Source organism: Polynucleobacter sp. AP-Latsch-80-C2, from assembly GCF_018882185.1.
Classification (GTDB): domain Bacteria; phylum Pseudomonadota; class Gammaproteobacteria; order Burkholderiales; family Burkholderiaceae; genus Polynucleobacter.
In genome coordinates, this window is sequence record NZ_JACVOY010000002.1 from 154,160 (window position 1) to 174,651 (window position 20,492).

Consider the following 20,492-nt stretch of genomic DNA (forward strand, 5'->3'; position numbering starts at 1 on the left):
GTAATGGCTGCTTTATTGCTGGTGACTATTTCTAGTCGTACACAAGGAATTGAAGACGCTCATTTAAGTTGGGAAAATGCGATTGTATTTGCTGCAGATCATTCAGAAATTAAAACAGTACTGCAGCTATCTAGCTTAAAGACACGCTTTCCCGTAGTAATTTATTTACATGGGTGTGCTGGCATTAATAAAGATGCTTTAAGTTGGGGCTCTTATATTTCCTCGTTAGGATTTATTGTTATTTTGCCCAACAGCATGGCCCGTACTGGACGAGTATCTAATTGTGATCCTAAGCTTAAACAAGGCAATGGAAAATTTCCTTTAGCGAGAAAGTATCGACAAGAAGAAATTACCTATGCACTCCAGGAGACCCTTGCTAGTCCATGGGCCCAGATAAGCAATATTTTTCTGATGGGGCATAGCGAAGGCGGCATTGCTGTTGCACAGTCTCCACATTCAGAGTTTGCGGGAGAAATTATTTCTGGCGCTACTTGTACAAATAAAAACAATCCTCTGTACGATGCTATTTATGCGCCCTTAAATATGCCTGTCCTCGCAGTGGCATCGCTCCAAGACGAGTGGCACGATAATAAGCCAGCGGTGATGGGAAGGTGTATAGATAAGGCACGCGGTAGATCCTATTTTGTGCAGGTAGATTTACCGGGAAGTGTTCATCCTACCTATGGAAGCCCTATAGCTAGGAATGCAGTAAATGACTTTTTGATGAATTTTTTAAAGAAATAAACTCAATGCTAATGTTGTGCAGATCGAGGTCTATATGAAAAAATTATTTTCTTTCGTAGCATCTTTGTTGCTGGCCATGCTTCTCACGGGTTGCTTAGCGAGTAGCTATTCGCCGGTTGGCGTTAACTGCGTGCCTGGCACACCCTTTTTAGATATGCCAGTAGCCTGCATTGGCTTTTAATCTAGAACTGGTAGCCCAGACCAAAAAGTAGGTTTGTTGTAGTTGCGGTGACTGTTGAATTCAGTAATGCGTTTAGATAGAGGTTGAGTTTGGGCGTAATATATCCAAAATAATAAACACCAGGGGACAGCAATGAAAAAACGAATCCTAATATTAAGCATGCTAATCGCAGGTGCGTCCGGGGTTTTTGCGGCACCTCAAGAGCCAGTATTTGCGGTAGTAGAGAAAGAACAAACGCCTTACTTAGGTACGCTGAAAGAGTTGGTATCTATTGAGTCAGGAAGCAGAGATCGCGAAGGCTTAGATAAGATTTCTCAACTCATCTTTAATAGATTGAAGGCTTTGGGTGGACAGGTTGAGTTCATCGAGCCCGGGGCCGATATGTATCGGATGCATGACACCCCAGATAGGCCTGGTCGTATGGTTAAGGCTGAATTTAAAGGGGCAGGTACCAAAAAGATTTTATTGATTGCCCACATGGATACCGTGTATTTAAAGGGCATGTTGGCAAAACAGCCCTTTCGGATTGATGGCGATCGTGCCTATGGGCTAGGTATCTCGGATGACAAGCAAGGCATCGCCTTAATTTTGCATACCCTAGATGTTTTAAAGAAAACAAAATTTAATGAGTATGGAAAGATCACTGTTCTTATTAACGGTGATGAAGAGATTAGCTCTCCTGCGGCCAGAGCGTTGTTTTCAAAGTTGGGCGCTGAAAACGACGTGACATTCTCATGCGAGGCATCTCAAGCAAAATCTGATCGTATTGCTTTAACTACTGCTGGTATTGCTGCGGTGAATTTAAACATCACTGGTAAGGCATCTCACGCTGGCGCTGCGCCAGAATTAGGCCGCAACGCCTTAGATGAGTTGTCATTCCAGATTCAGCAAATGCGCGACTTATCTGATCCTAAAGAAGGCATCAAAATGAATTGGACCTTGGCGACTGCGGGCACCAATCGCAATGTCATTCCTTCAGTAGCATTTGCTACGGCAGATGTCCGGGTCATGAAAAAAGAAGATTTTGATGTGGTGGAGAAAAAGGTCCAGGAGCGCGCTAAAACTCAACAAATCCCTGATACTAAAGTTGCTGTGAGCTTTGAACGCCGCCGCCCACCTTTGCTTACAAGTCCCCAATCATTGCAAATGGCTGAGTATGCAAAAAAAGTATATGCAGAGTTAGGCAAGGATTTGATATTGGGCACTGTGGCTGCGGGTGGCGGAACCGATGCTGCATTTGCCGCATTTAATACTCAAAATGCAGTCATTGAGAGCATGGGAGTACAGGGCTTTGGCGCCCATTCTAATGATGATGAGTACATTTTGATTAACTCTATTACCCCAAGGATGTATTTGCTCTCACGCATGATCATGGACGTCTCTCGAAATAAAGTGGGCGGCCAGAACTAAGTAAAGCTGGGTTTAATTAGGACATAAATAGCCCACTTGTTGGGCTATTTTTTTAGGCGCACAATGGATTCAATCATGAGCGGGCTACAGAAAACGAGAAGAGAGCTGATAAAGGCGCTAGCGTTAGCGACCATTGCAATACCTTTATCAAATTCAGTTTGGGCTCAAAAAAAGTTTGACAAGAATCCATTTATTCTTGGTGTGGCTAGTGGCTCGCCTACTGATCAATCCATTGTGTTGTGGACTAGGCTAGTTGATGAAGGCGTATTCGGCAGTAATTTACCCAATGAGCCAATAGAGGTGAAGTGGGAGTTGGCATTAGATCGAGAATTTTCTAAGATCATAAAGTCTGGCGTTTCACTGGCTGTACCAGCACTTGCCTACTCCGTACATACTGAAGTCAAAAAGTTGCCAGCCAATCAATGGTTCTTCTATCGATTTCAGGTGGGCGGTGCAATCAGTTCGGTTGGTAGGACTAGAACGCTTCCTGCAGCCGATCAAGCGGTGGCACAGCTAAGGCTAGCTTACGCATCCTGTCAGCAATATGAGCATGGGTTTTTCAGTGCCTATAAACACATGCTTGCTGAAAATCTAGACCTAGTTCTATTTTTGGGCGATTACATTTATGAATATGGTCCGAGCTGGAAAGGCGTACGAGTACACGATTCTCCCCCAGTGATTTCGCTGGAAGACTATCGCAAAAGATATGTTCTGTATAAGCAAGATACAAATTTACAGGCCATGCATGCCGCTTGTCCATGGCTTATGACTTGGGATGATCATGAAGTACAGAACGACTATGCAGGATTAAATCCCGGTACATTTGGCCCCTACGTTTCTGACTTCCCCAAGCGGCGTGCAGCAGCCTACCAGGCCTACTACGAACACATGCCAATCCCTTCCTCAGCATTGATAGACGGTGTCGATGGCCTTATAAAAGGCTCCGAGATGCGTATTTATGGTGACTTTCGTTATGGAAAGTTGGCCAACATTTGCGTATTGGATGATCGCCAATATCGAGATTCAGATGTTTGTACGCCATCTGGCAATGGTTCCTCTACCTTCGATCCAAAGACTTGTCCAGAGCTCGAGAATGCCGGTCGAACGATCCTGGGTGATACACAAGAAAAGTGGTTAGTGGGAAAGCTAAAGGATTCTGATAAAAATATTTGGAATGTCGTAGGTCAGCCAACGCTATATGCTCAGCGATACTTGCCGAGCAGCGATAAATTGCTGATTTGGAATGATGGTTGGGATGGATTTCCGGCGGCTAGAAAAAGAATTGATCAAGCGCTCATCGATAACAAAGTAAAAAACCTGGTTATCTTCGGAGGCGATGTTCATGAAAACTGGGTGGGCTATATAAAGGCCGACTACAACAAGCCTGATAGCACAGTATTGGGGGTGGAGTTTTGCGGCACCAGCATTACCTCGATCGGTGATGGCGGAAAATATTTAGACGCACGTTTAGCCAGAAATCCCCATTTTGTTTTTGCTGAGGCTACTAAGAAAGGTTATGGAGTAGCAGAGTTCACCCCGAATGCTTTAACCGTCAATCTCAGGGTAGTAAGCAATGCCCAGCAAGAAGATGCCACCATTGAAACACTGGCCAAGTTTTTGGTTCGCGCCGGATCCAACAAGATTGAGCGCATATCTTAAGTTTGATTAGAGGTGGTATAAATTTTGTGGATTTGCCGTCAATATCAGACGAAGCAGTTGTTCATCGCCCGCTAATTTTTGGAGATCGACTAATTGTTGAGAGTATGTTTGACTTGTCTCAAAGCGGGTGTGCGGCCAATCACTTCCCCATAATAGTTTTGTATCGCCAATACATTGACGCCAATAATCTAAGATCTTCGCATGATCAAGCTGTGGAGTTCTGTATTGAGCACTGAGCTTAACCCATAGCTTGTTGACATGTTTTTGAATACCTGCGTCCTCGAGAGTAAATTCTGAATTTGTTTTGGGCCTGCCAAAGTGATCTACAACAATCACCGTATCTGTTGGTATCTCTAGCAGCAAGTTATTGAGCAAGCCGTCATCATGATGGATCTCTAGATGTAGCTCAGACTCATTGAGTAGTTCAATGAGTTTCCAGTTTTGATGGATGATGGTTGATGGGTCTGATTCACCATAAAGATTGAGGCGGGCGCCAACAATGCCCTGATCCTGAAACTCAAGCACCTGGGCTCTAGAGGCACTTGGTTCAAGTACGGCGATGCCCCGGAGCTCTTTTGGACTCTGTTGCAGCGCGCCGAGCAAGAATGCGTTGTTAAATCCCAGAAAGCTAGGCTGCACCAGAACTCCACCATCGATGCCTTCTTTCGCCGCCAAGGTCTGCCATTGATCAATCAGAGCATCGTAGCAAACGGGATAGCGACTTTTGGTCTGATCGATTGCATCAGCTAAAAAAACATGGAAATGGGAATCAATTTTCATTTTGAGTATGCTACTTTATATTCCACATAAAAATGAGAACTTGGAGACACCATGAAGTTGCTGGCAAAAGCCCTATTTTTATTGCTATTGTTTGGCGCAGGTTCAGTGCATGCCCAAGAATGGCCTAATCGCCCCATTAGCTTGATCGTGAGTTACCCGCCAGGCGGAACTGCAGATCTCATGGCTAGAACGATTGCCGGCCCTTTAGGTAAAGCCTTAGGTACTTCGGTCGTCGTTGAGAATAGGCCAGGGGCCAGCGGTCAGATTGCGGCAGCGTATGTATCTAAAGCCAGTGCTGATGGGTATACCTTGATGCTAGATGCCTCCTCCTATTCTGTGAATCCCTCTTTATTTCCAAAGCTGCCTTATGACCCTAATCGTGACTTCAAAACTTTGGGCATCCTGGCCCAATATCCAAATGTACTTTTAGTGCATCCTAGCTTTCCTGCTAAATCCGTAAAAGACATGGTTGCCCTGGCAAAAGCCAAACCGAATGGAATTGCGTATGCATCCTCTGGCAATGGATCGGCACAACATTTAGCGGGTGCATTGTTTGAGGTCAAAGCTGGCGTTGAGATGCAGCATGTTCCCTATAAGGGCGGCGGTCCAGCATTAAATGATGTGGTTGGGGGTCAGGTGCCAGTATTTTTTGGCAGCGTTGCATCCACTAAGCAGTACGTAGAGACTGGCAAATTAAATGCTTTGGCCGTCACTGGAAAAAAACGGGCTTCATCGATGCCGAACGTTCCAACCATGGCAGAGGCAGGAATAGTGGGTTATGAGGTTTATGAGTGGAATGGCATCTTTGCACCTGCAGCGACTCCTGCCGTCATACTGACAAAAATTTCAGATGCCATTGCAAAGGTAATGCAATCTCCCGAAGTCAAAGAAAAGGTAAGCAGTCTGGGCGGTGAAGTATTTCAGGGCAATGCAGACACTGCAGATAAGTTTATTAAAGCGCAGATGGTGGAATGGTCAAAGTTAGTCAAGAGCGGAAAAATTTCTGTTGATTAATATTCATAAAAGAATTTTTAGAGCATTCATGACATTACAGAACACCATCAAAAAATCTGCACTTGTTTCCCTGGCCAGCTTATTTTTTGTAAGCACGACATTTGCTGCTGATATTCATGTCATTACCTCCGGCGCCTTTGCAGAGGCATTAAAAACCTTAGTCCCGGAGTACGAAAAGCAATCACCCAATAAAGTCATAATTTCTTATGGCTCGTCGATGGGTGCGGCGCCCGATGCCATTCCTGCTAGATTGGGGCGGGGCGAGAAGTTTGATGTTCTGATTCTGGCAGGGCCTGCTTTGGATGACTTTATTAAAAGTGGGGCCGTGCAGCCTGGCACTAGAGTAGACCTAGTTGCTTCGGTGATGGGGGCGGTAGTCAAGGCCGGAGCGCCTAAACCTGATATCAGTACGATGGAAAAATTAAAGCAAGCATTGATTAATGCAAAGTCAGTCGCTCATTCGGCTAGCGCTAGTGGCGTGTACTTATCAACAGAACTGTTCCCTAAGATGGGCATTGCTGAGCATATGAATAAAACCGCCAATAAGATTCATAGTGAACGCGTTGCATCAGTAGTCGCAAGAGGCGATGCAGAGTTAGGTTTTCAGCAAGTAAGTGAATTACTTCCTATTCCTGGGGTGGAATTCATTGGTGAGTTACCGCCTGAAGCACAAAAGACCGTATTGTTTTCCGCAGGTATCACAACTAATGTCAGCAACTTAAATGCATCACGAGACTTAATTGCTTTTCTAGCATCACCTAAAGCTGCGCCCACTATTCAAAAAGCAGGCCTTAAGCCAGTATTGCCAAGTTTGCCTTGGTAAATCGCTAAAAATATCAGGATATAATTTACTGAAGCAGGAGAGTGAGGGGTATCCCTCCACCGAAGGCGCAAACTCCCATGAACGCTCAGGTATCCAACAGGAAGGTACTGCTTATCCTAAATAGCCGTCTGGAGAGTCACCATCTTTATGGTGCGCCGAAGGAGCAAGCACTAAGCCAGGCTTAGTGTGAATCTCTCAGGTATCAGGGACAGGGGGAGCGGCATCCATCCACATGCATGGCATGTGTCTGATGGGCTGCTATTGGGAGAATCTAGAATGCAAAACCTTTGTAATTAATTCAGTAATGACTTTCATGTTTTGAAAAGTCGTTTTTTATTTCTTAATTTGTTCTATTGCTGATGAGCAATAGGGCGCTTACTGATTAAAGGTATCTGTATGACAAACAAATTTGTTGAAGAAGCACCCTATCACCCAGGTTATGAAGATGCTAGTTTTAAAGGTCAAGTTTCGCCAATCGCTGCCGAATTGGATGGCTTTAGAAAAAGTAATTCTCGCTATTTAAATTTTGCTGATGTGATTGTTGATTTCTGCGCATCAGAGCAGAATAAATTTCATCCAGTTAGATAAGTATTCTCTTGAACAAAACACTTATTGAGGATCTCTTCAATAAGTGTTTTTTGTAGGTGCTAGAGATCTAAGTTATCAAGAGCCAAACTCTCGAGATGGGTGGTATCTGCCCAGCGCTCTACCGTCCAAGCATTGCCATCATGGCTTATCCAGTTGAGGGATGCATTAGGTACTGATACTGCTTTCTCTGCCTCTAAGGGCTGATTGCTGGCCAGTCGATACATCATGTCCAAAGCGCCACCATGACTCACGAGCAGGATTGTTTTGCCGAGATGCTCTTGGCGGATTGCTTCTAGCGCAGATTGAATACGCTGTGCAAACTGCGTAATACTTTCGCCACCACGTAAATCTTGATGAATGTCTCTGCTGATGTGACTTTTCCAGAGTTCAGGTTCGCGCTGCGGCGCTTCATCTGTTCTAAGTCCTTGTAATACGCCGAGGTGACGCTCTCTTAAGGAGGCATTCACAATGGCCTTGGTATTAAATAGTTCTTCTATAGCGCCAGCAGTCTTTGCTGCACGCTGAAGGTCGCTGGTATAGAGCACATCAAACTTTAGATCGATGGCTTTAATAGCTTTAGCCATTTGCGCCGCCTGCGCTTCACCGCGTTGGTTTAAATCAATATCGGTGTGGCCTTGCATGCGCCTTTCAGCATTCCAATCGGTTTCACCGTGACGAACTAAACAGAAGCGAGTTGTTTTCATGCCGCCATCATAAAGGCTAATTTATTTTTTAAGCATCCAAGCGCGTGGGTTGTGCTCAAAGCCAAGATGCGGATAGTAGTCGTTAGCCTTAGGTGCTGCCAATAAGACAATCATGCAATGTGGACCTAGTCGTATTTTGGTTTCTTCAATGAGTTGTTTGCCAATACCCTGCTGTTGGTATTCTTCGTCGACTGCAAGGTCTGCAAGATAGGCTACATAAGCAAAATCAGTCAGTGTGCGGGAGATACCAACCAGTTTTTCTCCATCCCATGCGCTAACTGTAAGATTTGCGTGCTTTAGCATGGCCTCAAATGTTTCGGGATGATCGATTGGTCTACGCTCACCCAAGGTAGAGCGAACATACAAATCAATCGCCTGATCTACGGTAATGTCAGCATGATCTTTGTAGGTAATCATGAAGATGCCTCCTGGATGTAAGTAAGTAGATCGCCAATGTTGATGGATCCTGACTGAAGAATCTCGGCACGTAGGCCGCCGCGCCCTTCAAAGGCATCCATAAAGCTAGGCTTATTTACAAGCTGGGCAGGTCTTTGGCAGGGGGTGCAGAGTTCAGTGCCCTTGCATGCGATATTGCCCAATAAGAAAGTTTTGCCAAGCAGTTGATTGAGCTCATCCGGAGAGATATTGCTCAGCACAATATTGCGACGAGTTTCAGAATCAGAAAATTGTGGCTCTTCCCCGGACTCTAACCATTCATTGGCAATGGCAATACCAGCTTGAGCAATCAAACTAATATGCCGAATTTTGACTGGCTGACTTTGTGAAAATGCTCCCGTCCCTTGTGCATACCGATCTCCCTGGATGCCTTGGCCTGGAATGAGATTAGCTTGCTCTAGTGCCTGCATAGGGGCACCAGCACTAGATGCGATATAGATGGCGTGTATTCGAGGGCGGGTTGTCATCATAGATCTTGACATATTACATCCCATACTTCGGTGTTTCTTAATACAATCGATTCAATAAAACTAAAAGGGCAATAGTGAATAAAGAGACCAAGGGAATGCTCATCGGCTTTGTTGGCATTCTCATTTTTAGTCTGACATTGCCTGTTACTAAGCTCGCTATTCTCAGCTTCAACCCATACTTCATTGCATTTGGTAGGGCAACTCTTGCTGGTGCAGTCGCTTTAGCCTATCTTGCCCTTAAGCGTGAACCCATGCTCGCTAAGGCAGACATCAGTAAATTTGTAGTAATCGCTTTGGGAGTGGTATTTGGTTTTCCTATTCTCACAACAGTTGCGATGACGCATGGCTCTTCTTCCCATGGAGCGGTCATTCTGGGAATGATGCCCCTAGCCACCACTGTAATAGGCGTAGTCCGCTTTGGAGAGCGCCCTTCACTGGGCTTCTGGCTCGTTTCCCTTTTGGGTGCAGCGCTGGTAGTGATCTATGCCCTTGTAAAAAGTTCCGGCAGCTTTACGCTTGTCGATATTTTGTTGGTGCTAGGAGGCATATGCGCCTGTATCGGCTATGTTGAAGGCGGAGAACTCTCTAGAAAGATGAACCCTCGTGCAGTGATATCTTGGGCCTTAGTCATTTCATTGCCCTTCAATATTATCTTTAGCTATTTCACTTTTGATTCGGCTTACTTTGATGCTGGAATGAGTGCCTGGACTATTTTCATCTATCTGAGTTTGTTCCCGATGTTTATTGGATTTTTCTTTTGGTATGAAGGGCTGGCGATTGGAGGTATTGCACGAGTGAGTCAAGTGCAGTTGATACAACCTTTCTGTACCCTGGTGGCAGCCAGTATCTTATTGGGCGATTCGCTGACCTGGATGAATCTCGTCTTTGCTGTCTTAGTAGTGTCGACGGTCATTCTTGGCAAGAAAATGCTCATTAAGAGGGCGTAAAAAAGCCCCGATAAACGGGGCCTAGAGCTTGATTTCTGAGCTTTAAGCTACAGCTACAGTCATCTTATTAAGTGCTCGTTGGATCTTAGCTTTTTCTTTTGGTTTGGTGCTTGTTTCTATTAATTTAGTTAATTGAGCAAGATTCAATGGGCCTAAACGTGTCTTCCCTGTTTTGGTGAGCATTGAATTACTTTTTCTATTCTTTTGATTTTGATTTACAGCCATTTGATTTTCCTAGATGAATGGAATGATGAATCAGAGAGACTTGCTCTGAAGATCCCCCTGTCTAGGGCGCACAATAGTGATCACCAATTCAGAATAACAGTTAAAGCAATCAAGCGCTATGATTACGGGACCGTGAATTTATCTATCTTTAACAACCAATACGGGTTTGTAGTCTTGCTGACCCTTTCTAATGTCTTTATGACATTTGCTTGGTATGCGCATTTGAAGAATTTGTCTGCTAAACCGTGGTGGATAGCAGTATTGGCAAGCTGGGCGATCGCTTTATTCGAATATGCATTACAAGTACCTGCCAATCGTATTGGGTATCAGCACTTTAATCTTGGACAGCTCAAGATTGCACAAGAAGTCATTACCTTGAGTGTGTTTGTACCGTTTGCCGTGTTTTATATGGGCGAGCCTTTTAAAACTGACTATATCTGGGCGGGCATCTGCCTGCTAGGGGCGGTCTACTTTATGTTCCGATCATGATTAATCTTCCCGACTTTGTCTTTTCTCTCGTCATGGGATGCTTAATGTCATTAAGCATTACTTTTGTAACGACATTGGCCCGCTTAGGGGTGACGGATGGTTTTTTTGGGGTGTGGCTTGAAGTTTGGCTAGTAGCTTATCCTGTCGCAGTTATTTGTATTTTGATATACAAACCATGGGCTGGTAAGTTGACCGCTAAGCTTCTTGAGAAAATGAAATGAATATGAAGACCTACCTATTAACCGCATTCGTTTCGCTTGGCTTGGTGGGGTGCGCTGCAGTATTTACGGACGCTTCTGATGCAAATCAGGTGACTTACATTAATAGCAATGGCGAATCTCTGGAGCAGCTAACTGGTAACGCAAATGCCTATTGTGGGCAGTTTGGCAAGACCGCTTCTTATAGAAACAGCGACACCCAGTTTGTAGTAGTTTTTGATTGCAACATGAAGCGCTAAGCTTCTAATGTTTGGGCGTTAACCCGCCAAATCAGACTGATAGATTAAGCCAGCATGCTCTCGCAGAGCATGGAACTGAATGGACTCCCAACGCTGTTGAGCAACGTCTAATTCAGACTTGTGGGTTGCTAAAAATACGGCAGCCCCCACAACGTCTTCAGCCATGCGATGAATATTTTCTTGGGTAAATTTTTTCAGGGCAACAGGATCATCTGAGCTCACCCAGCGCGCAAGACTATAGCGCGATGGAAGTAGGCGAACCTCGGCACCATATTCAGTTTGTAGACGATGGCTCACCACTTCAAATTGCAGTTGACCAAAAGCACCTAAGAGCATTGTGCCGCCTGCCATTGGACGGAATACCTGAATAGCACCCTCTTCACCCAATTGCATTAGGCCGGTTCTTAGCTGCTTGGAGCGCAATGGATCGGCAGACTCAACCATGCGGAAAATTTCTGGAGCAAAAAATGGCAGTCCAGTAAATTGCAGTTGCTCACCTTCAGTCAAGGTATCGCCAAGTCGCAGCAAGCCATGATTGGGTAAGCCAATAATGTCTCCGGGAAATGCTTCGTCCAAAATGTCACGCCTTTGGGACAAGAAAGACAATGCATTGTTGGTTCGAACTTCTTTGCCATTGCGACAAATTTTTAGTTTCATGCCGCGCTGAAAATGGCCTGAGCAGATGCGTAAAAATGCTACGCGGTCACGGTGAGCCGGATCCATATTGGCCTGGATCTTGAAAACCACTGCAGAGAATTTATTTTCTGCGGGGCTGACTTCACGCTGTAGGGCCTTGCGTGAGCCTGGAGATGGGGCAAGCTCCACCAGGGTGTTGAGAATTTCACGAACACCAAAATTATTAATGGCAGAGCCAAAGAAAACCGGTGATTGACGTCCAGCCAAGAACGCCTCTTGATCAAATGCTGGCATCGCGCTCTTAATCAAATCTACTTCAGCTAAAGCATTTTCTAGGTCGGTACCCAGGCGCTCTTTCAATGCAGGATCATTGATGTCCACAATCGCATGTGAATCTTCGGTAACGCGATCTTCACCAGCTTTAAACATGCGCATTTGCGAGTTGGCAATACCAATCACACCAGCAAATGATTTACCCATGCCTACTGGCCAAGTAAAAGGAACCACTTCAATACCAAGCGCAGTTTCAATTTCGTCCATCAACTCCATTGGCGGCTTCACTTCACGATCCATCTTATTGATGAAGGTGACAATTGGCGTATTGCGTGCGCGGCATACTTCTAGCAAGCGCAATGTTTGTGACTCAACACCGTTTGCAGCGTCAATCACCATGAGGGCTGAATCTACCGCAGTAAGGACTCGATAGGTATCTTCTGAAAAGTCTTGGTGGCCTGGAGTATCGAGAAGATTAATAATGCAATCGCGATATTCCATTTGCATGACAGAGCTCGCAACAGAAATACCACGTTGCTTTTCAATTTCCATCCAGTCCGATGTTGCATGTCGACTTGCCTTACGCGCTTTAACGCTACCGGCGATTTGAATCGCTCCCGCGTATAAAAGAAGCTTTTCCGTCAGCGTAGTTTTACCCGCATCTGGGTGAGAGATGATGGCAAAGCTGCGACGTCTTAAGACTTCTGCGCCGGGGGTATTGGGGGTGGTGGTATCGATGGTAATTCTGCGCTGAATAGTCTAGGTTTGGTCAGGATTATAAGCGGGTCAGCGTTGCTTAGAACTGCTCGCCAGGCTTTAAGAAACGCCATTGCCCTGGCGGTAGCGGTCCTAAGGAGATGCGCCCCATTCTGACGCGTTTCAGTCCAATAACTTTGAGGCCAACCATTTCACACATGCGTCGAATTTGACGCTTGCGACCTTCGCGCAACACAAAGCGAAGTTGATCCTCATTTTGCCAACTTACTTGTGCAGGTTTTAAAGCAACCCCATCCAGCGAGAGTCCATGCTTTAAACGATCTAAGTCTTCAAATGACAGCGCACCCTCTACGCGTACCAAATATTCTTTTTCTATTGGGCTGTTTTCACCAATTAATAATTTGGCTACACGACCATCTTGTGTAAGGACTAGCATGCCGGTAGAGTCAATATCTAAGCGGCCTGCAGGGGCTAAGCCCTTGGTATTAAAGCGCGGATTCTTACCCTTATCTAAAGGGCTGGCAAAGTAATTTTCTGGCGTAATTAAAGACGCGGCAGGTTGGTACTCTTGCTCATCGTCATAATGAGAAATAAATCCCACAGGTTTATTTAAGATGACCGTGATACGTGAAGCCTGTTGAGCTTTAGCTACTGATTGGAGTTCGATCTTTTGATTTCTAAATGCACGCACGCCCAGCTCATTGACGACTTCACCATCAACGGTGACTAAACCTTGTTCAATATAAGAGTCAGCCTCACGCCGAGAGCAGAGACCTAATTCAGACAGCAGTTTTGAGACGCGAACTTTTTCTTCCATGACAGCATTATCCGACAAAGCTCATTTTTATATGGTGCGAGGCAGCATACCTTAGTAGGTAAACTACGAAATTGACAACTCCTGGCCACGTAAAAACAAAATGAAGCCCATTCTAAAAAAACCACCTTTCTATAAAATTCTTTATATACAAGTACTTACGGCTGTGGTCTTGGGGGTTTTGTTGGGCCACTTCTATCCTTCTTTGGGTGTGGATATGAAGCCATTTGGAGACGCATTTATCAAAGGCATCAAGATGTTGATTGCCCCTATTATTTTCTGTACGGTAGTTATTGGAATTGCCGGCATGGAAGACATGAAAAAGGTAGGCAAAACAGGCGGTATAGCCCTTTTATATTTTGAGATTGTCAGCAGCATTGCATTGATTGTTGGGCTAGTTGTTGTGAACGTATTGCAACCGGGTGTTGGTATGAATATTGACCCCGCTAGCTTGGATACTAAGGGAATTGCAGCCTATACGGGCCCTGGAAAAATGGGCACCACTACAGAGTTTTTACTTAATATTATTCCAAGCACTGCAGTTGATGCATTCGCAAAAGGTGAAATTTTGCAAGTGCTCTTTATTGCAGTGTTATTCGGATTTGCTTTGCATAAGTTTGGCGGCCGCGGGACGATGATCTTTGATTTAATCGAAAAGACATCCCATGTGTTATTCGACATTATTGGCATCATTATGAAATTTGCGCCTATTGGCGCATTTGGGGCAATGGCCTTCACCATTGGTAAGTATGGGGTCGGATCTTTATTTTCCTTGGGCAAGTTGATGGGCGCTTTCTATATCACCTGCCTCCTCTTCGTATTTGTTGTGCTCGGGATCATCGCCCGCCTAAATGGATTTAGCATTTTTAAATTTGTTCGCTATATCAAAGAAGAGCTATTAATTGTTTTAGGGACCTCTTCATCGGAATCCGTATTGCCACGCATGATGGAAAAAATGGAACTATTAGGGGCTAAGAAAAGTTGTGTGGGCTTAGTCATCCCAACAGGTTATTCATTTAATCTTGATGGCACCTCAATTTATTTAACAATGGCGGCCGTATTTATAGCCCAAGCTACAGATACTCCAATGACCATTACTCAGCAAGTAACACTATTGCTGGTTTTGTTATTGACATCTAAAGGGGCTGCAGGGATTACGGGTAGCGGCTTTATTGTGCTGGCAGCAACACTCTCGGCAGTCGGTAATGTACCTGTTGCGGGATTGGCAATCATTTTGGGCATTGATCGATTTATGTCTGAAGCGCGCGCATTGACCAATTTGGTAGGTAATGGTGTTGCCACAATCGTGGTAGCTAGATTCACTGGTGAATTAGATCAAAAGCAGCTCTCTAGGGCTCTGAATGGTGATAGCTGGATAGAGGCACAAGATCCAGAGTTGATATTAGATCAGCAACAAGAAAAGATGAAATAGACCACTTATTGGGAGTTCACATGAAACAAAAATATCTTTGGCTCGCATTGCCTTTGTTGGCGCTGGCCAACCATTTGGCATTTGCTCAAACCCGCCTTCCAGAAATTCCCCTCGAGCAATATAGTGCCGAACAAAAAGCAGCTGCTCAAGAGTTTGAGGCGGCGCGTAAAAAAGCGCCATGGGGCCCATTTGCAATGCTGATGTACAGCCCGCAAATGATGAATAACGCACGTTCAATGGGCGACTACTTGCGCTATAAAACGGCGTTTGATAGTCACCTCAGTGAGTTTGCTATTTTGATTACGGCTCGTGAGTGGCATCAAGATTATGAGTGGCATATCCATTACCCTATTGCGATTCAGTCGGGCTTGAATCCTGAAATCGCTAAAGCCATCAAAGAAGGTAGAAGACCAGAAGGAATGAGTAGCGATGAATCGATCGTCTATGACTTCACGATGGAATTGCAGAGAAATAAACGAGTCTCAGACACTACTTTTGCTAAAACAGAAAAACGTTTTGGTAAGAAGGGCGCTGTCGATTTGGCTGGCATCGCTGGCTATTACACCTTCTTGGCGATGGAGATGAATATGGCTCGCCACCCAGTGCCAGGGGGCGGCGAACGCTTACCCCGCTTCCCAGATTAAAGAGTATTAAGTTCGAACAATGTGAACGCTGCAGGGGGCCTCTTCAACGATTTTTGTCATTGAGGTTCTCCACGGCGTTACTTTGTTTGGAATTTTGTGCGATGCGCCGATCAAGATTAGCGAAGCATCATTATCTTTAGCAAACTCCACAATGCGTGAAGCAGGATCCAGCGCTTCCAGTACGTGATAGGAAATTCTTTCGGGCGGTAGTTTGAGTGGTTTTGCCCAATCCATTAATTGCACCAAGTGCCCACGCACAATACCGCTGGCGGTTTCATTTTCCTGATTGCCTTCAAAGGTTGGCGTGCTACTAATGGTGCTTATGCAAATTAAGCGACTTTCTGGATAGGCTTGTAATAAATTTTTAGCCGTTGTTTGCATCCGCTCACGCAAATCTTCATCGGATTGCCGTGTATCGATAGCAGCAATCATTAAAGGCGCATCCTGATTTCCCATGCTAGGGCGAAGGCTGGGAGAGGGTTCATAGCCTGCGGCTCTAAACATGCGCTTGAGGTTTTCCCAAAAACTCAAAGGCTCTACCCTATCAGCGCGCTCAGTTAGTTTGACGCTTTCATGATCACGCAATACTTGGCGCAAGCGGGTGGCGCTTTGGTAGCGATCATCTGCTCGGGCCTCTAGGCATCTCAAAATGACTTCTTGTAGCCAACGCGGAATTTCTTTACGAATTGCGCGTGGCGGGAAGGCTTCTGCCCACATTCTTTTGCGGAGGCCGCTCATAGTTTGAGGATTGCCGAATGGCAGCTCGCCGGTAAGTAGCTCATACATAATCACGCCGATAGAAAAAATATCACTACGTGAGTCTGATCGAATTCCGGCAACTTGTTCAGGTGAAATATACGGAGCGGATCCAACGCCCTTACGCATTGCTTCCGCTAGCAAATCTGGATAACGAGCATGATGTGACAAACCAAAATCAATCAGCGTAAGTTTGCCTTTGTCGTCAATCAGTATATTTTCTGGTTTGATGTCCAAATGAATCGCATCTTGAGCGTGCAGCGATTGCACTGCTTGCGCAAGATCTGCGCCAATGCGCACTACTTCATCAATTGAAAATACTTTGCCTTCTTTAATAAGATCTTCTAATGGACGACCTTCTACCCGCTCCATCGCGATATAGGGACGTGCCGCCATATTGCCTGAGCCCAAGTACTTGGGTACATAAGGACTTTTTAGGGAGCGCAAAATTGTCAGCTCAGTTTCAAAACCAATCAAACTTTCGACTGGCTGATCCCTTCCTACTCGAGGAATTTTAAGCAAGATAGGTACATCAATGCCCTCTTTCGTGGCTGAGAACAAGCTGGCCATTCCACCGCGATGCACTTCTTTGCCTAATATAAAACCGTCAACGACTTTGCCTTCTTGGAAGATGTCATCTACGGCTTCAATATCAGTATTAATAGGCATCTAGTATGAAGTGTTTATTTGCCGGTGATAAGGCGGTTGGCTAAGTCATCCGGCAGCCCTGCGCGCCGAACTTTATTTGCAGCGGTGAAGTGATCGTAGCCAACGCGATGAAAGGTCAGCACTTCGGATTCAGGTTCAAACACGGCAAAACAAGCTTCTGGATTGCCATCGCGCGGCTGCCCTAGGGAGCCGACCACGCCAACCCATTGGCGATGCTGAAGCACTGGAATTTCATCTCCGGGATGCGGTGCAAACCGAATGAGTTTGCCAACAGCGCTTTGATAAAACAGCGCTTGCTCATGTGCATGACCAACAAAGGTATAACTCTTCCCAGAATTTTGTACACAACGCCATGCGCTCATACTATCGGTAATGTAATTCCAGTCAGAGGGGTTGTGTGCAGATGCATGCACGTAACAAATTTTCTCTTCTTTAACTATCAGCGGCAATCCTTTTAAAAATTGCACATGACTTTCTTGTAGCTGCGTTTTGGTCCACTCAATTGCCGCGTTCGCGCTGGCATTCATTTGATCGCGATAGTCTTTAAAGATGGCTTCATCATGATTGCCTACGATGGCAATCGCTTTTTTAGCCTCTACTAATCCAGCCACTCTTTCAATAACCGCAACAGGATCAGCGTTGTATCCCACAATATCGCCCAAGAAAACCATCCGCGTGACCCCAAGCTCCTCAGCTCTGGTCATACATGCCTCAAAGGCTTCTAGATTGCTATGAAGATCGGCAAATAGCCCAATACGCTCGCTCATTCCTTAATGATAGGACAAAAGTCCCCAATTCAGAAGGGCTAATAGGGGCTTGCTTCCCCAGAAGGGCGATTTTTAAAGCGCTTATGAACCCAGTAGTATTCAGCCGGGCGAAGTCGAATTTCTTTCTCAAAATACTCGTTCAAGCGAGCAGTATCTTCCTTGGAATCTGCCCCAGGAAAATTTTCTAAGGGCTTTGAGATTTCACAAAGATAACCAGACTCATCTTTTTTCAGCGTAGTGGTCATGAGGCAAACTTCAGCACCAGTAATTTTTGCCAAGCGTGAAATGGCGGTGATCGTATTAGTCTGGATTCCAAAAAATGGAACGAACTCGGAATCTTTTAGACCCAAATCAATATCTGGAGCAATGATGATGAAGCTCCCCTTTCGAATTTCACGAATGATTTCGATGGAGTTGCCTTGACGATCAATCGAGTTCCCGCCAAAGCGATTGCGCCAATCAATAATTTTTTGATTGAAGAAGGGGTTCTTCATTCTTTGAAAAAATCCAGAAGTACTTGGCCAATTTTTTTCTTTTGCTAAGGCGCTCAGAATGATGCTGCCTTCTATTCCAGTGAAGTGCATGTTTACCAAAATACGCGGCTTTCTACTGGCAAGATCAACTGCAGATTTCACCTCAATCATGTCGCTTAATTTTTTTACGCTCCCATGCCAGATGATGCTTTTCTCAGCAATGCTGCGGCCCAATAAGCGCCAGTGACGCTTGGCAAGCCGATCTATTTCAGTAGGACTGAGATTTGGAAAGCAGAGACGGAGATTCGTTTTAACAACTGTATTGCGCTCGCCTGGAGCATGAGAGGCAAGATAGCCAAGGCCATGGCCAAAAGAAACCACGGCGCTGTAAGGCAATAGCGACACGAGCTTTAAAAAGGCCAGCCCTGTGTAATTGGAAAGGGGTTTAAGCAAGCTGACTTTATTCTGCGTTGTAACGTGTCAGTGTTTTTGCGTACCGAGTCTTCATCTCTTCGATTGAACTACAAGACATGCCCAAGTCATTTACAAGGCCAGTATCAAGGCGATATGCCCAACCATGCACGGTGAGATCTTGGCCGTTAGCCCAAGCATCTTGCACGATTGTGGTTTCGCAAACATTGACCACTTGTTCGATGACATTGAGTTCGCATAAACGATCTTGACGTTTTGGTGTTGGCAGCACCTCTCCCAGATAGCGCTCATGTTTTTGATGAACATCTTTCACATGTCGCAACCAGTTGTCAGCCAAGCCAACGCGTCGATCACTTAAGGCGGCGTGTACACCAGCGCAACCATAGTGACCAACCACTAATATATGTCTTACTTTGAGTAATTCAATAGCAAACTGAATGACGGATAAGCAGTTAAGGTCAGTATGTACTACGACGTTAGCAACGTTGCGATGAACAAACAGCTCGCCAGGTTGCAAATTCACAATCTCGTTGGCGGGAACGCGGCTGTCAGCGCAGCCTATCCAAAGGTATTCGGGAGCCTGTTGATTTACTAGGCGTTTAAAGAAATCGGCATCTTTAGCGATCATTTCATCAGCCCATTCACGATTATTCGCAAATAGGTGATCTAATGCTTTGGAGTTCTTCATAATCATTCTCCAAGTTTAAAGTACTTTGATGACACCTATTTGGTTAAAGCAAACCCCCACCGGAATTACGTTAAACCTCCATTGCCAGCCTGGTGCTAAGCAAACTAAGGTGGTGGGTCTTCATGACGGCTGCCTCAAAATCTCCTTGCAAGCCCCTGCTGTAGAAAACAAAGCCAATGAGCTTTTATTGGCATGGCTTTCAAAACAGCTAAAAGTGCCGCAAAAGCAAATTCAGTTTATTTCTGGTCAAAATAGTCGAATAAAACGGATAGAAATTTGGGGCTCCATTACCCCAGAACAAATTGCCCAAATTTTGAAACCTTAAATTTTAACCAGCAGCAAATGCGCGCTGAGTTTTAAATGCCTATCAATTAAGCACAGCAGCAGGATGCGAATATACTTAATTGATGCAATTCAAATACCTCATTAGGGTTAATGTGGATGATTCATTGGGAGGAAATATCGCATGAATGGCTTTACAAAAGGGCTCTTAAGCCTTGTTTTAATTGGCTTAGTTGGTATTTCAGCATATACGTGGGCGATGCTCACATGGAGCTATGGAAGCGGAGAGCGAGCGGGCTATGTTCAGAAATTCTCTAACCGTGGTTATATCTGTAAAACCTGGGAGGGTGAATTAGCAATGGTTTCGATGCCTGGAACAATGTCAGAAAAATTCTTCTTTACGGTGCATGAAGATGCGGTAGCTGAAAAAATTAATGCTAATTTAGGTAAAAAAGTGGCTCTAAAATACGAACAGCATATTGGCTTGCCGACAAGCTGTTTTGGGGATACAGAGTATTTTGTTTCCGGAATAGTAGTTTTGGATGAATAATATGTAGTGGTAGTAAAAAATTGCTGTTACGCAGCTTTATTTTTGTAATTTTTTGTGGTTAAAATCATGTAAGCGCAATGTGCGCCGACATCAATATTTATAAGGAGCTTCACTTGAACAAAGCCGAACTAATCGCAGCGATTGCTGACGACGCGGAGATCTCAAAAGCCAAAGCTGAATTTGCATTGAATTCAGCTATTGACACAATCATTAAAGCTGTTACTAAGGGTGATTCAGTACAACTGATCGGCTTCGGTACTTTTGCTTCTGGTAAGCGCGCTGCACGTATGGGCCGCAATCCAAAAACTGGCGAGCCACTCAAAATTGCTGCTGCTAAAACTGTTAAGTTTTCTGCTGGTAAAGCATTTAAAGATTCAGTTAACAAGCGTAAGAAGTAATTCTTCCTTTGTTG

At 45.0% G+C, this 20,492-nt stretch carries 27 protein-coding genes and 2 riboswitches; of the genes, 16 read left to right on the forward strand and 11 right to left on the reverse strand.

Translation table 11 applies throughout. From position 1 onward, the window contains the following. The first annotated feature begins 3 nt into the window (after positions 1–3). The 4 genes from ICN47_RS03200 (at position 4) to ICN47_RS03215 (ending at position 3,994) form a co-directional block, all read left to right on the forward strand. Positions 4–744, forward strand: a complete 741-nt coding sequence (locus ICN47_RS03200) for a hypothetical protein (RefSeq protein WP_216218425.1) — start codon at positions 4–6, stop codon at positions 742–744. A gap of 34 nt (positions 745–778) precedes the next feature. Next, positions 779–925: a hypothetical protein gene (locus ICN47_RS03205; RefSeq protein ID WP_216218426.1), complete on the forward strand. Its 147-nt coding sequence runs from the start codon at positions 779–781 to the stop codon at positions 923–925. 132 nt (positions 926–1,057) lie between these two features. Beyond that, positions 1,058–2,335 (forward strand): glutamate carboxypeptidase, encoded by a 1,278-nt coding sequence (locus tag ICN47_RS03210; RefSeq protein ID WP_216218427.1) that lies wholly within the window; start codon positions 1,058–1,060, stop codon positions 2,333–2,335. 75 nt (positions 2,336–2,410) lie between these two features. Next, positions 2,411–3,994 carry an alkaline phosphatase gene (locus ICN47_RS03215; RefSeq protein WP_216218428.1) on the forward strand — a complete coding sequence of 528 codons (1,584 nt, stop codon included), beginning with the start codon at positions 2,411–2,413 and terminating at the stop codon, positions 3,992–3,994. A 6-nt stretch (positions 3,995–4,000) separates the two neighbouring features. Here the strand turns inward: ICN47_RS03215 and ICN47_RS03220 are convergent, their stop codons facing one another. Then, positions 4,001–4,774 (reverse strand): amidohydrolase, encoded by a 774-nt coding sequence (locus ICN47_RS03220; RefSeq protein WP_216218429.1) that lies wholly within the window; start codon positions 4,772–4,774, stop codon positions 4,001–4,003. Positions 4,775–4,825: 51 nt separating this feature from the next. On the opposite strand from ICN47_RS03220, the gene ICN47_RS03225 reads away from it, so the two are divergent. The 3 genes from ICN47_RS03225 to ICN47_RS03235 all read left to right on the forward strand — a co-directional run bounded on the left by ICN47_RS03225 (position 4,826) and on the right by ICN47_RS03235 (position 7,199). Beyond that, positions 4,826–5,788, forward strand: coding sequence for a tripartite tricarboxylate transporter substrate binding protein (locus tag ICN47_RS03225; RefSeq protein ID WP_216218430.1), 963 nt, complete (start codon positions 4,826–4,828; stop codon positions 5,786–5,788). Positions 5,789–5,816: 28 nt separating this feature from the next. Continuing rightward, on the forward strand, positions 5,817–6,611 hold the full coding sequence (locus tag ICN47_RS03230) for a substrate-binding domain-containing protein (protein WP_216218431.1): 795 nt from the start codon (positions 5,817–5,819) through the stop codon (positions 6,609–6,611). A gap of 24 nt (positions 6,612–6,635) precedes the next feature. Continuing rightward, positions 6,636–6,726, forward strand: a riboswitch (glycine riboswitch). Between the two features lie 3 nt (positions 6,727–6,729). Next, a riboswitch (glycine riboswitch) is annotated at positions 6,730–6,833 on the forward strand. Between the two features lie 174 nt (positions 6,834–7,007). Beyond that, entirely contained in the window at positions 7,008–7,199 is a 192-nt protein-coding gene (locus tag ICN47_RS03235; protein WP_216218432.1) for a hypothetical protein, read from the forward strand. A 59-nt stretch (positions 7,200–7,258) separates the two neighbouring features. Here the strand turns inward: ICN47_RS03235 and ICN47_RS03240 are convergent, their stop codons facing one another. Genes ICN47_RS03240 through ICN47_RS03250 form a run of 3 tightly spaced genes read right to left on the reverse strand, consistent with a single transcriptional unit; the run spans position 7,259 to position 8,841 of the window. Next, complete coding sequence (locus ICN47_RS03240; protein WP_216218433.1) at positions 7,259–7,903, reverse strand: histidine phosphatase family protein; 645 nt, start codon at positions 7,901–7,903, stop codon at positions 7,259–7,261. A 21-nt stretch (positions 7,904–7,924) separates the two neighbouring features. Beyond that, positions 7,925–8,320: a GNAT family N-acetyltransferase gene (locus tag ICN47_RS03245; RefSeq protein WP_216218434.1), complete on the reverse strand. Its 396-nt coding sequence runs from the start codon at positions 8,318–8,320 to the stop codon at positions 7,925–7,927. Continuing rightward, positions 8,317–8,841 carry an MOSC domain-containing protein gene (locus ICN47_RS03250; protein WP_255538906.1) on the reverse strand — a complete coding sequence of 175 codons (525 nt, stop codon included), beginning with the start codon at positions 8,839–8,841 and terminating at the stop codon, positions 8,317–8,319. The genes ICN47_RS03245 and ICN47_RS03250 overlap by 4 nt, the downstream gene beginning before the upstream one ends. 62 nt (positions 8,842–8,903) lie before the next feature. On the opposite strand from ICN47_RS03250, the gene ICN47_RS03255 reads away from it, so the two are divergent. Next, positions 8,904–9,776 (forward strand): DMT family transporter, encoded by an 873-nt coding sequence (locus ICN47_RS03255; RefSeq protein WP_216218435.1) that lies wholly within the window; start codon positions 8,904–8,906, stop codon positions 9,774–9,776. A 42-nt stretch (positions 9,777–9,818) separates the two neighbouring features. On the opposite strand, the gene ICN47_RS03260 is transcribed toward ICN47_RS03255, so the two are convergent. Next, on the reverse strand, positions 9,819–10,001 hold the full coding sequence (locus ICN47_RS03260) for a hypothetical protein (protein WP_216218436.1): 183 nt from the start codon (positions 9,999–10,001) through the stop codon (positions 9,819–9,821). Between the two features lie 144 nt (positions 10,002–10,145). On the opposite strand from ICN47_RS03260, the gene ICN47_RS03265 reads away from it, so the two are divergent. The 3 genes from ICN47_RS03265 to ICN47_RS03275 are packed head-to-tail and all read left to right on the forward strand — an operon-like array spanning position 10,146 to position 10,947. Further along, complete coding sequence (locus ICN47_RS03265) at positions 10,146–10,490, forward strand: DMT family protein (RefSeq protein ID WP_370626260.1); 345 nt, start codon at positions 10,146–10,148, stop codon at positions 10,488–10,490. Continuing rightward, the gene (locus tag ICN47_RS03270) at positions 10,487–10,711 is read left to right on the forward strand and encodes a DUF2798 domain-containing protein (RefSeq protein ID WP_216218437.1); all 225 of its coding nucleotides are present in this window, start codon (positions 10,487–10,489) and stop codon (positions 10,709–10,711) included. Before ICN47_RS03265 ends, ICN47_RS03270 begins: the two co-directional genes overlap by 4 nt. Continuing rightward, on the forward strand, positions 10,708–10,947 hold the full coding sequence (locus ICN47_RS03275) for a hypothetical protein (protein ID WP_216218438.1): 240 nt from the start codon (positions 10,708–10,710) through the stop codon (positions 10,945–10,947). Before ICN47_RS03270 ends, ICN47_RS03275 begins: the two co-directional genes overlap by 4 nt. Before the next feature lie 18 nt (positions 10,948–10,965). On the opposite strand, the gene ICN47_RS03280 is transcribed toward ICN47_RS03275, so the two are convergent. Further along, entirely contained in the window at positions 10,966–12,594 is a 1,629-nt protein-coding gene (locus ICN47_RS03280; RefSeq protein WP_216218653.1) for a peptide chain release factor 3, read from the reverse strand. Between the two features lie 58 nt (positions 12,595–12,652). Further along, positions 12,653–13,390, reverse strand: coding sequence for a pseudouridine synthase (locus ICN47_RS03285; RefSeq protein ID WP_216218654.1), 738 nt, complete (start codon positions 13,388–13,390; stop codon positions 12,653–12,655). Between the two features lie 100 nt (positions 13,391–13,490). Between ICN47_RS03285 and ICN47_RS03290 the strand changes: the two genes are divergently transcribed. Both ICN47_RS03290 and ICN47_RS03295 read left to right on the forward strand, forming a co-directional pair. Further along, positions 13,491–14,819, forward strand: a complete 1,329-nt coding sequence (locus tag ICN47_RS03290) for a dicarboxylate/amino acid:cation symporter (RefSeq protein ID WP_216218439.1) — start codon at positions 13,491–13,493, stop codon at positions 14,817–14,819. 20 nt (positions 14,820–14,839) lie between these two features. Further along, positions 14,840–15,463 (forward strand): carboxymuconolactone decarboxylase family protein, encoded by a 624-nt coding sequence (locus ICN47_RS03295; protein WP_216218440.1) that lies wholly within the window; start codon positions 14,840–14,842, stop codon positions 15,461–15,463. A 6-nt stretch (positions 15,464–15,469) separates the two neighbouring features. Here ICN47_RS03295 and ICN47_RS03300 read toward each other — a convergent pair whose 3' ends face one another. From ICN47_RS03300 to can, 4 genes are read right to left on the reverse strand one after another with little or no spacing between them, the layout of a single operon-like run. Then, positions 15,470–16,888 carry a serine/threonine-protein kinase gene (locus tag ICN47_RS03300; RefSeq protein WP_216218441.1) on the reverse strand — a complete coding sequence of 473 codons (1,419 nt, stop codon included), beginning with the start codon at positions 16,886–16,888 and terminating at the stop codon, positions 15,470–15,472. A 14-nt stretch (positions 16,889–16,902) separates the two neighbouring features. Continuing rightward, complete coding sequence (locus ICN47_RS03305; RefSeq protein WP_216218442.1) at positions 16,903–17,655, reverse strand: metallophosphoesterase; 753 nt, start codon at positions 17,653–17,655, stop codon at positions 16,903–16,905. 38 nt (positions 17,656–17,693) lie between these two features. After that, a complete protein-coding gene (locus tag ICN47_RS03310) occupies positions 17,694–18,581 on the reverse strand; it encodes a lipid A biosynthesis acyltransferase (protein WP_216218443.1) in 888 nt (295 codons plus the stop codon). A gap of 7 nt (positions 18,582–18,588) precedes the next feature. Then, positions 18,589–19,254, reverse strand: a complete 666-nt coding sequence (gene can / locus ICN47_RS03315) for a carbonate dehydratase (RefSeq protein ID WP_216218444.1) — start codon at positions 19,252–19,254, stop codon at positions 18,589–18,591. 22 nt (positions 19,255–19,276) lie between these two features. Here can and ICN47_RS03320 point away from each other — a divergent pair, with 22 nt between their 5' ends. The 3 genes from ICN47_RS03320 to ICN47_RS03330 all read left to right on the forward strand — a co-directional run bounded on the left by ICN47_RS03320 (position 19,277) and on the right by ICN47_RS03330 (position 20,478). Beyond that, on the forward strand, positions 19,277–19,573 hold the full coding sequence (locus ICN47_RS03320) for a DUF167 domain-containing protein (RefSeq protein ID WP_216218445.1): 297 nt from the start codon (positions 19,277–19,279) through the stop codon (positions 19,571–19,573). A 141-nt stretch (positions 19,574–19,714) separates the two neighbouring features. Continuing rightward, on the forward strand, positions 19,715–20,080 hold the full coding sequence (locus ICN47_RS03325; RefSeq protein ID WP_216218446.1) for a hypothetical protein: 366 nt from the start codon (positions 19,715–19,717) through the stop codon (positions 20,078–20,080). Positions 20,081–20,157: 77 nt separating this feature from the next. After that, the gene (locus ICN47_RS03330) at positions 20,158–20,478 is read left to right on the forward strand and encodes an HU family DNA-binding protein (RefSeq protein WP_011903860.1); all 321 of its coding nucleotides are present in this window, start codon (positions 20,158–20,160) and stop codon (positions 20,476–20,478) included. Positions 20,479–20,492: the final 14 nt, after the last annotated feature.

Excerpts from the sequence above, each read along its gene's own strand:
- ICN47_RS03200 (WP_216218425.1), top strand. The coding sequence starts at position 4 with ATGGCTGCTTTATTGCTGGTGACTATTTCTAGTCGTACACAAGGAATT.
- ICN47_RS03205 (WP_216218426.1), top strand. The coding sequence starts at position 779 with ATGAAAAAATTATTTTCTTTCGTAGCATCTTTGTTGCTGGCCATGCTT.
- ICN47_RS03210 (WP_216218427.1), top strand. The coding sequence starts at position 1,058 with ATGAAAAAACGAATCCTAATATTAAGCATGCTAATCGCAGGTGCGTCC.
- ICN47_RS03215 (WP_216218428.1), top strand. The coding sequence starts at position 2,411 with ATGAGCGGGCTACAGAAAACGAGAAGAGAGCTGATAAAGGCGCTAGCG.
- ICN47_RS03220 (WP_216218429.1), bottom strand. The coding sequence starts at position 4,774 with ATGAAAATTGATTCCCATTTCCATGTTTTTTTAGCTGATGCAATCGAT.
- ICN47_RS03225 (WP_216218430.1), top strand. The coding sequence starts at position 4,826 with ATGAAGTTGCTGGCAAAAGCCCTATTTTTATTGCTATTGTTTGGCGCA.
- ICN47_RS03230 (WP_216218431.1), top strand. The coding sequence starts at position 5,817 with ATGACATTACAGAACACCATCAAAAAATCTGCACTTGTTTCCCTGGCC.
- ICN47_RS03235 (WP_216218432.1), top strand. The coding sequence starts at position 7,008 with ATGACAAACAAATTTGTTGAAGAAGCACCCTATCACCCAGGTTATGAA.
- ICN47_RS03240 (WP_216218433.1), bottom strand. The coding sequence starts at position 7,903 with ATGAAAACAACTCGCTTCTGTTTAGTTCGTCACGGTGAAACCGATTGG.
- ICN47_RS03245 (WP_216218434.1), bottom strand. The coding sequence starts at position 8,320 with ATGATTACCTACAAAGATCATGCTGACATTACCGTAGATCAGGCGATT.
- ICN47_RS03250 (WP_255538906.1), bottom strand. The coding sequence starts at position 8,841 with ATGTCAAGATCTATGATGACAACCCGCCCTCGAATACACGCCATCTAT.
- ICN47_RS03260 (WP_216218436.1), bottom strand. The coding sequence starts at position 10,001 with ATGGCTGTAAATCAAAATCAAAAGAATAGAAAAAGTAATTCAATGCTC.
- ICN47_RS03270 (WP_216218437.1), top strand. The coding sequence starts at position 10,487 with ATGATTAATCTTCCCGACTTTGTCTTTTCTCTCGTCATGGGATGCTTA.
- ICN47_RS03275 (WP_216218438.1), top strand. The coding sequence starts at position 10,708 with ATGAATATGAAGACCTACCTATTAACCGCATTCGTTTCGCTTGGCTTG.
- ICN47_RS03285 (WP_216218654.1), bottom strand. The coding sequence starts at position 13,390 with ATGGAAGAAAAAGTTCGCGTCTCAAAACTGCTGTCTGAATTAGGTCTC.
- ICN47_RS03290 (WP_216218439.1), top strand. The coding sequence starts at position 13,491 with ATGAAGCCCATTCTAAAAAAACCACCTTTCTATAAAATTCTTTATATA.
- ICN47_RS03295 (WP_216218440.1), top strand. The coding sequence starts at position 14,840 with ATGAAACAAAAATATCTTTGGCTCGCATTGCCTTTGTTGGCGCTGGCC.
- ICN47_RS03300 (WP_216218441.1), bottom strand. The coding sequence starts at position 16,888 with ATGCCTATTAATACTGATATTGAAGCCGTAGATGACATCTTCCAAGAA.
- ICN47_RS03305 (WP_216218442.1), bottom strand. The coding sequence starts at position 17,655 with ATGAGCGAGCGTATTGGGCTATTTGCCGATCTTCATAGCAATCTAGAA.
- can (WP_216218444.1), bottom strand. The coding sequence starts at position 19,254 with ATGATTATGAAGAACTCCAAAGCATTAGATCACCTATTTGCGAATAAT.
- ICN47_RS03320 (WP_216218445.1), top strand. The coding sequence starts at position 19,277 with ATGACACCTATTTGGTTAAAGCAAACCCCCACCGGAATTACGTTAAAC.
- ICN47_RS03325 (WP_216218446.1), top strand. The coding sequence starts at position 19,715 with ATGAATGGCTTTACAAAAGGGCTCTTAAGCCTTGTTTTAATTGGCTTA.
- ICN47_RS03330 (WP_011903860.1), top strand. The coding sequence starts at position 20,158 with ATGTGCGCCGACATCAATATTTATAAGGAGCTTCACTTGAACAAAGCC.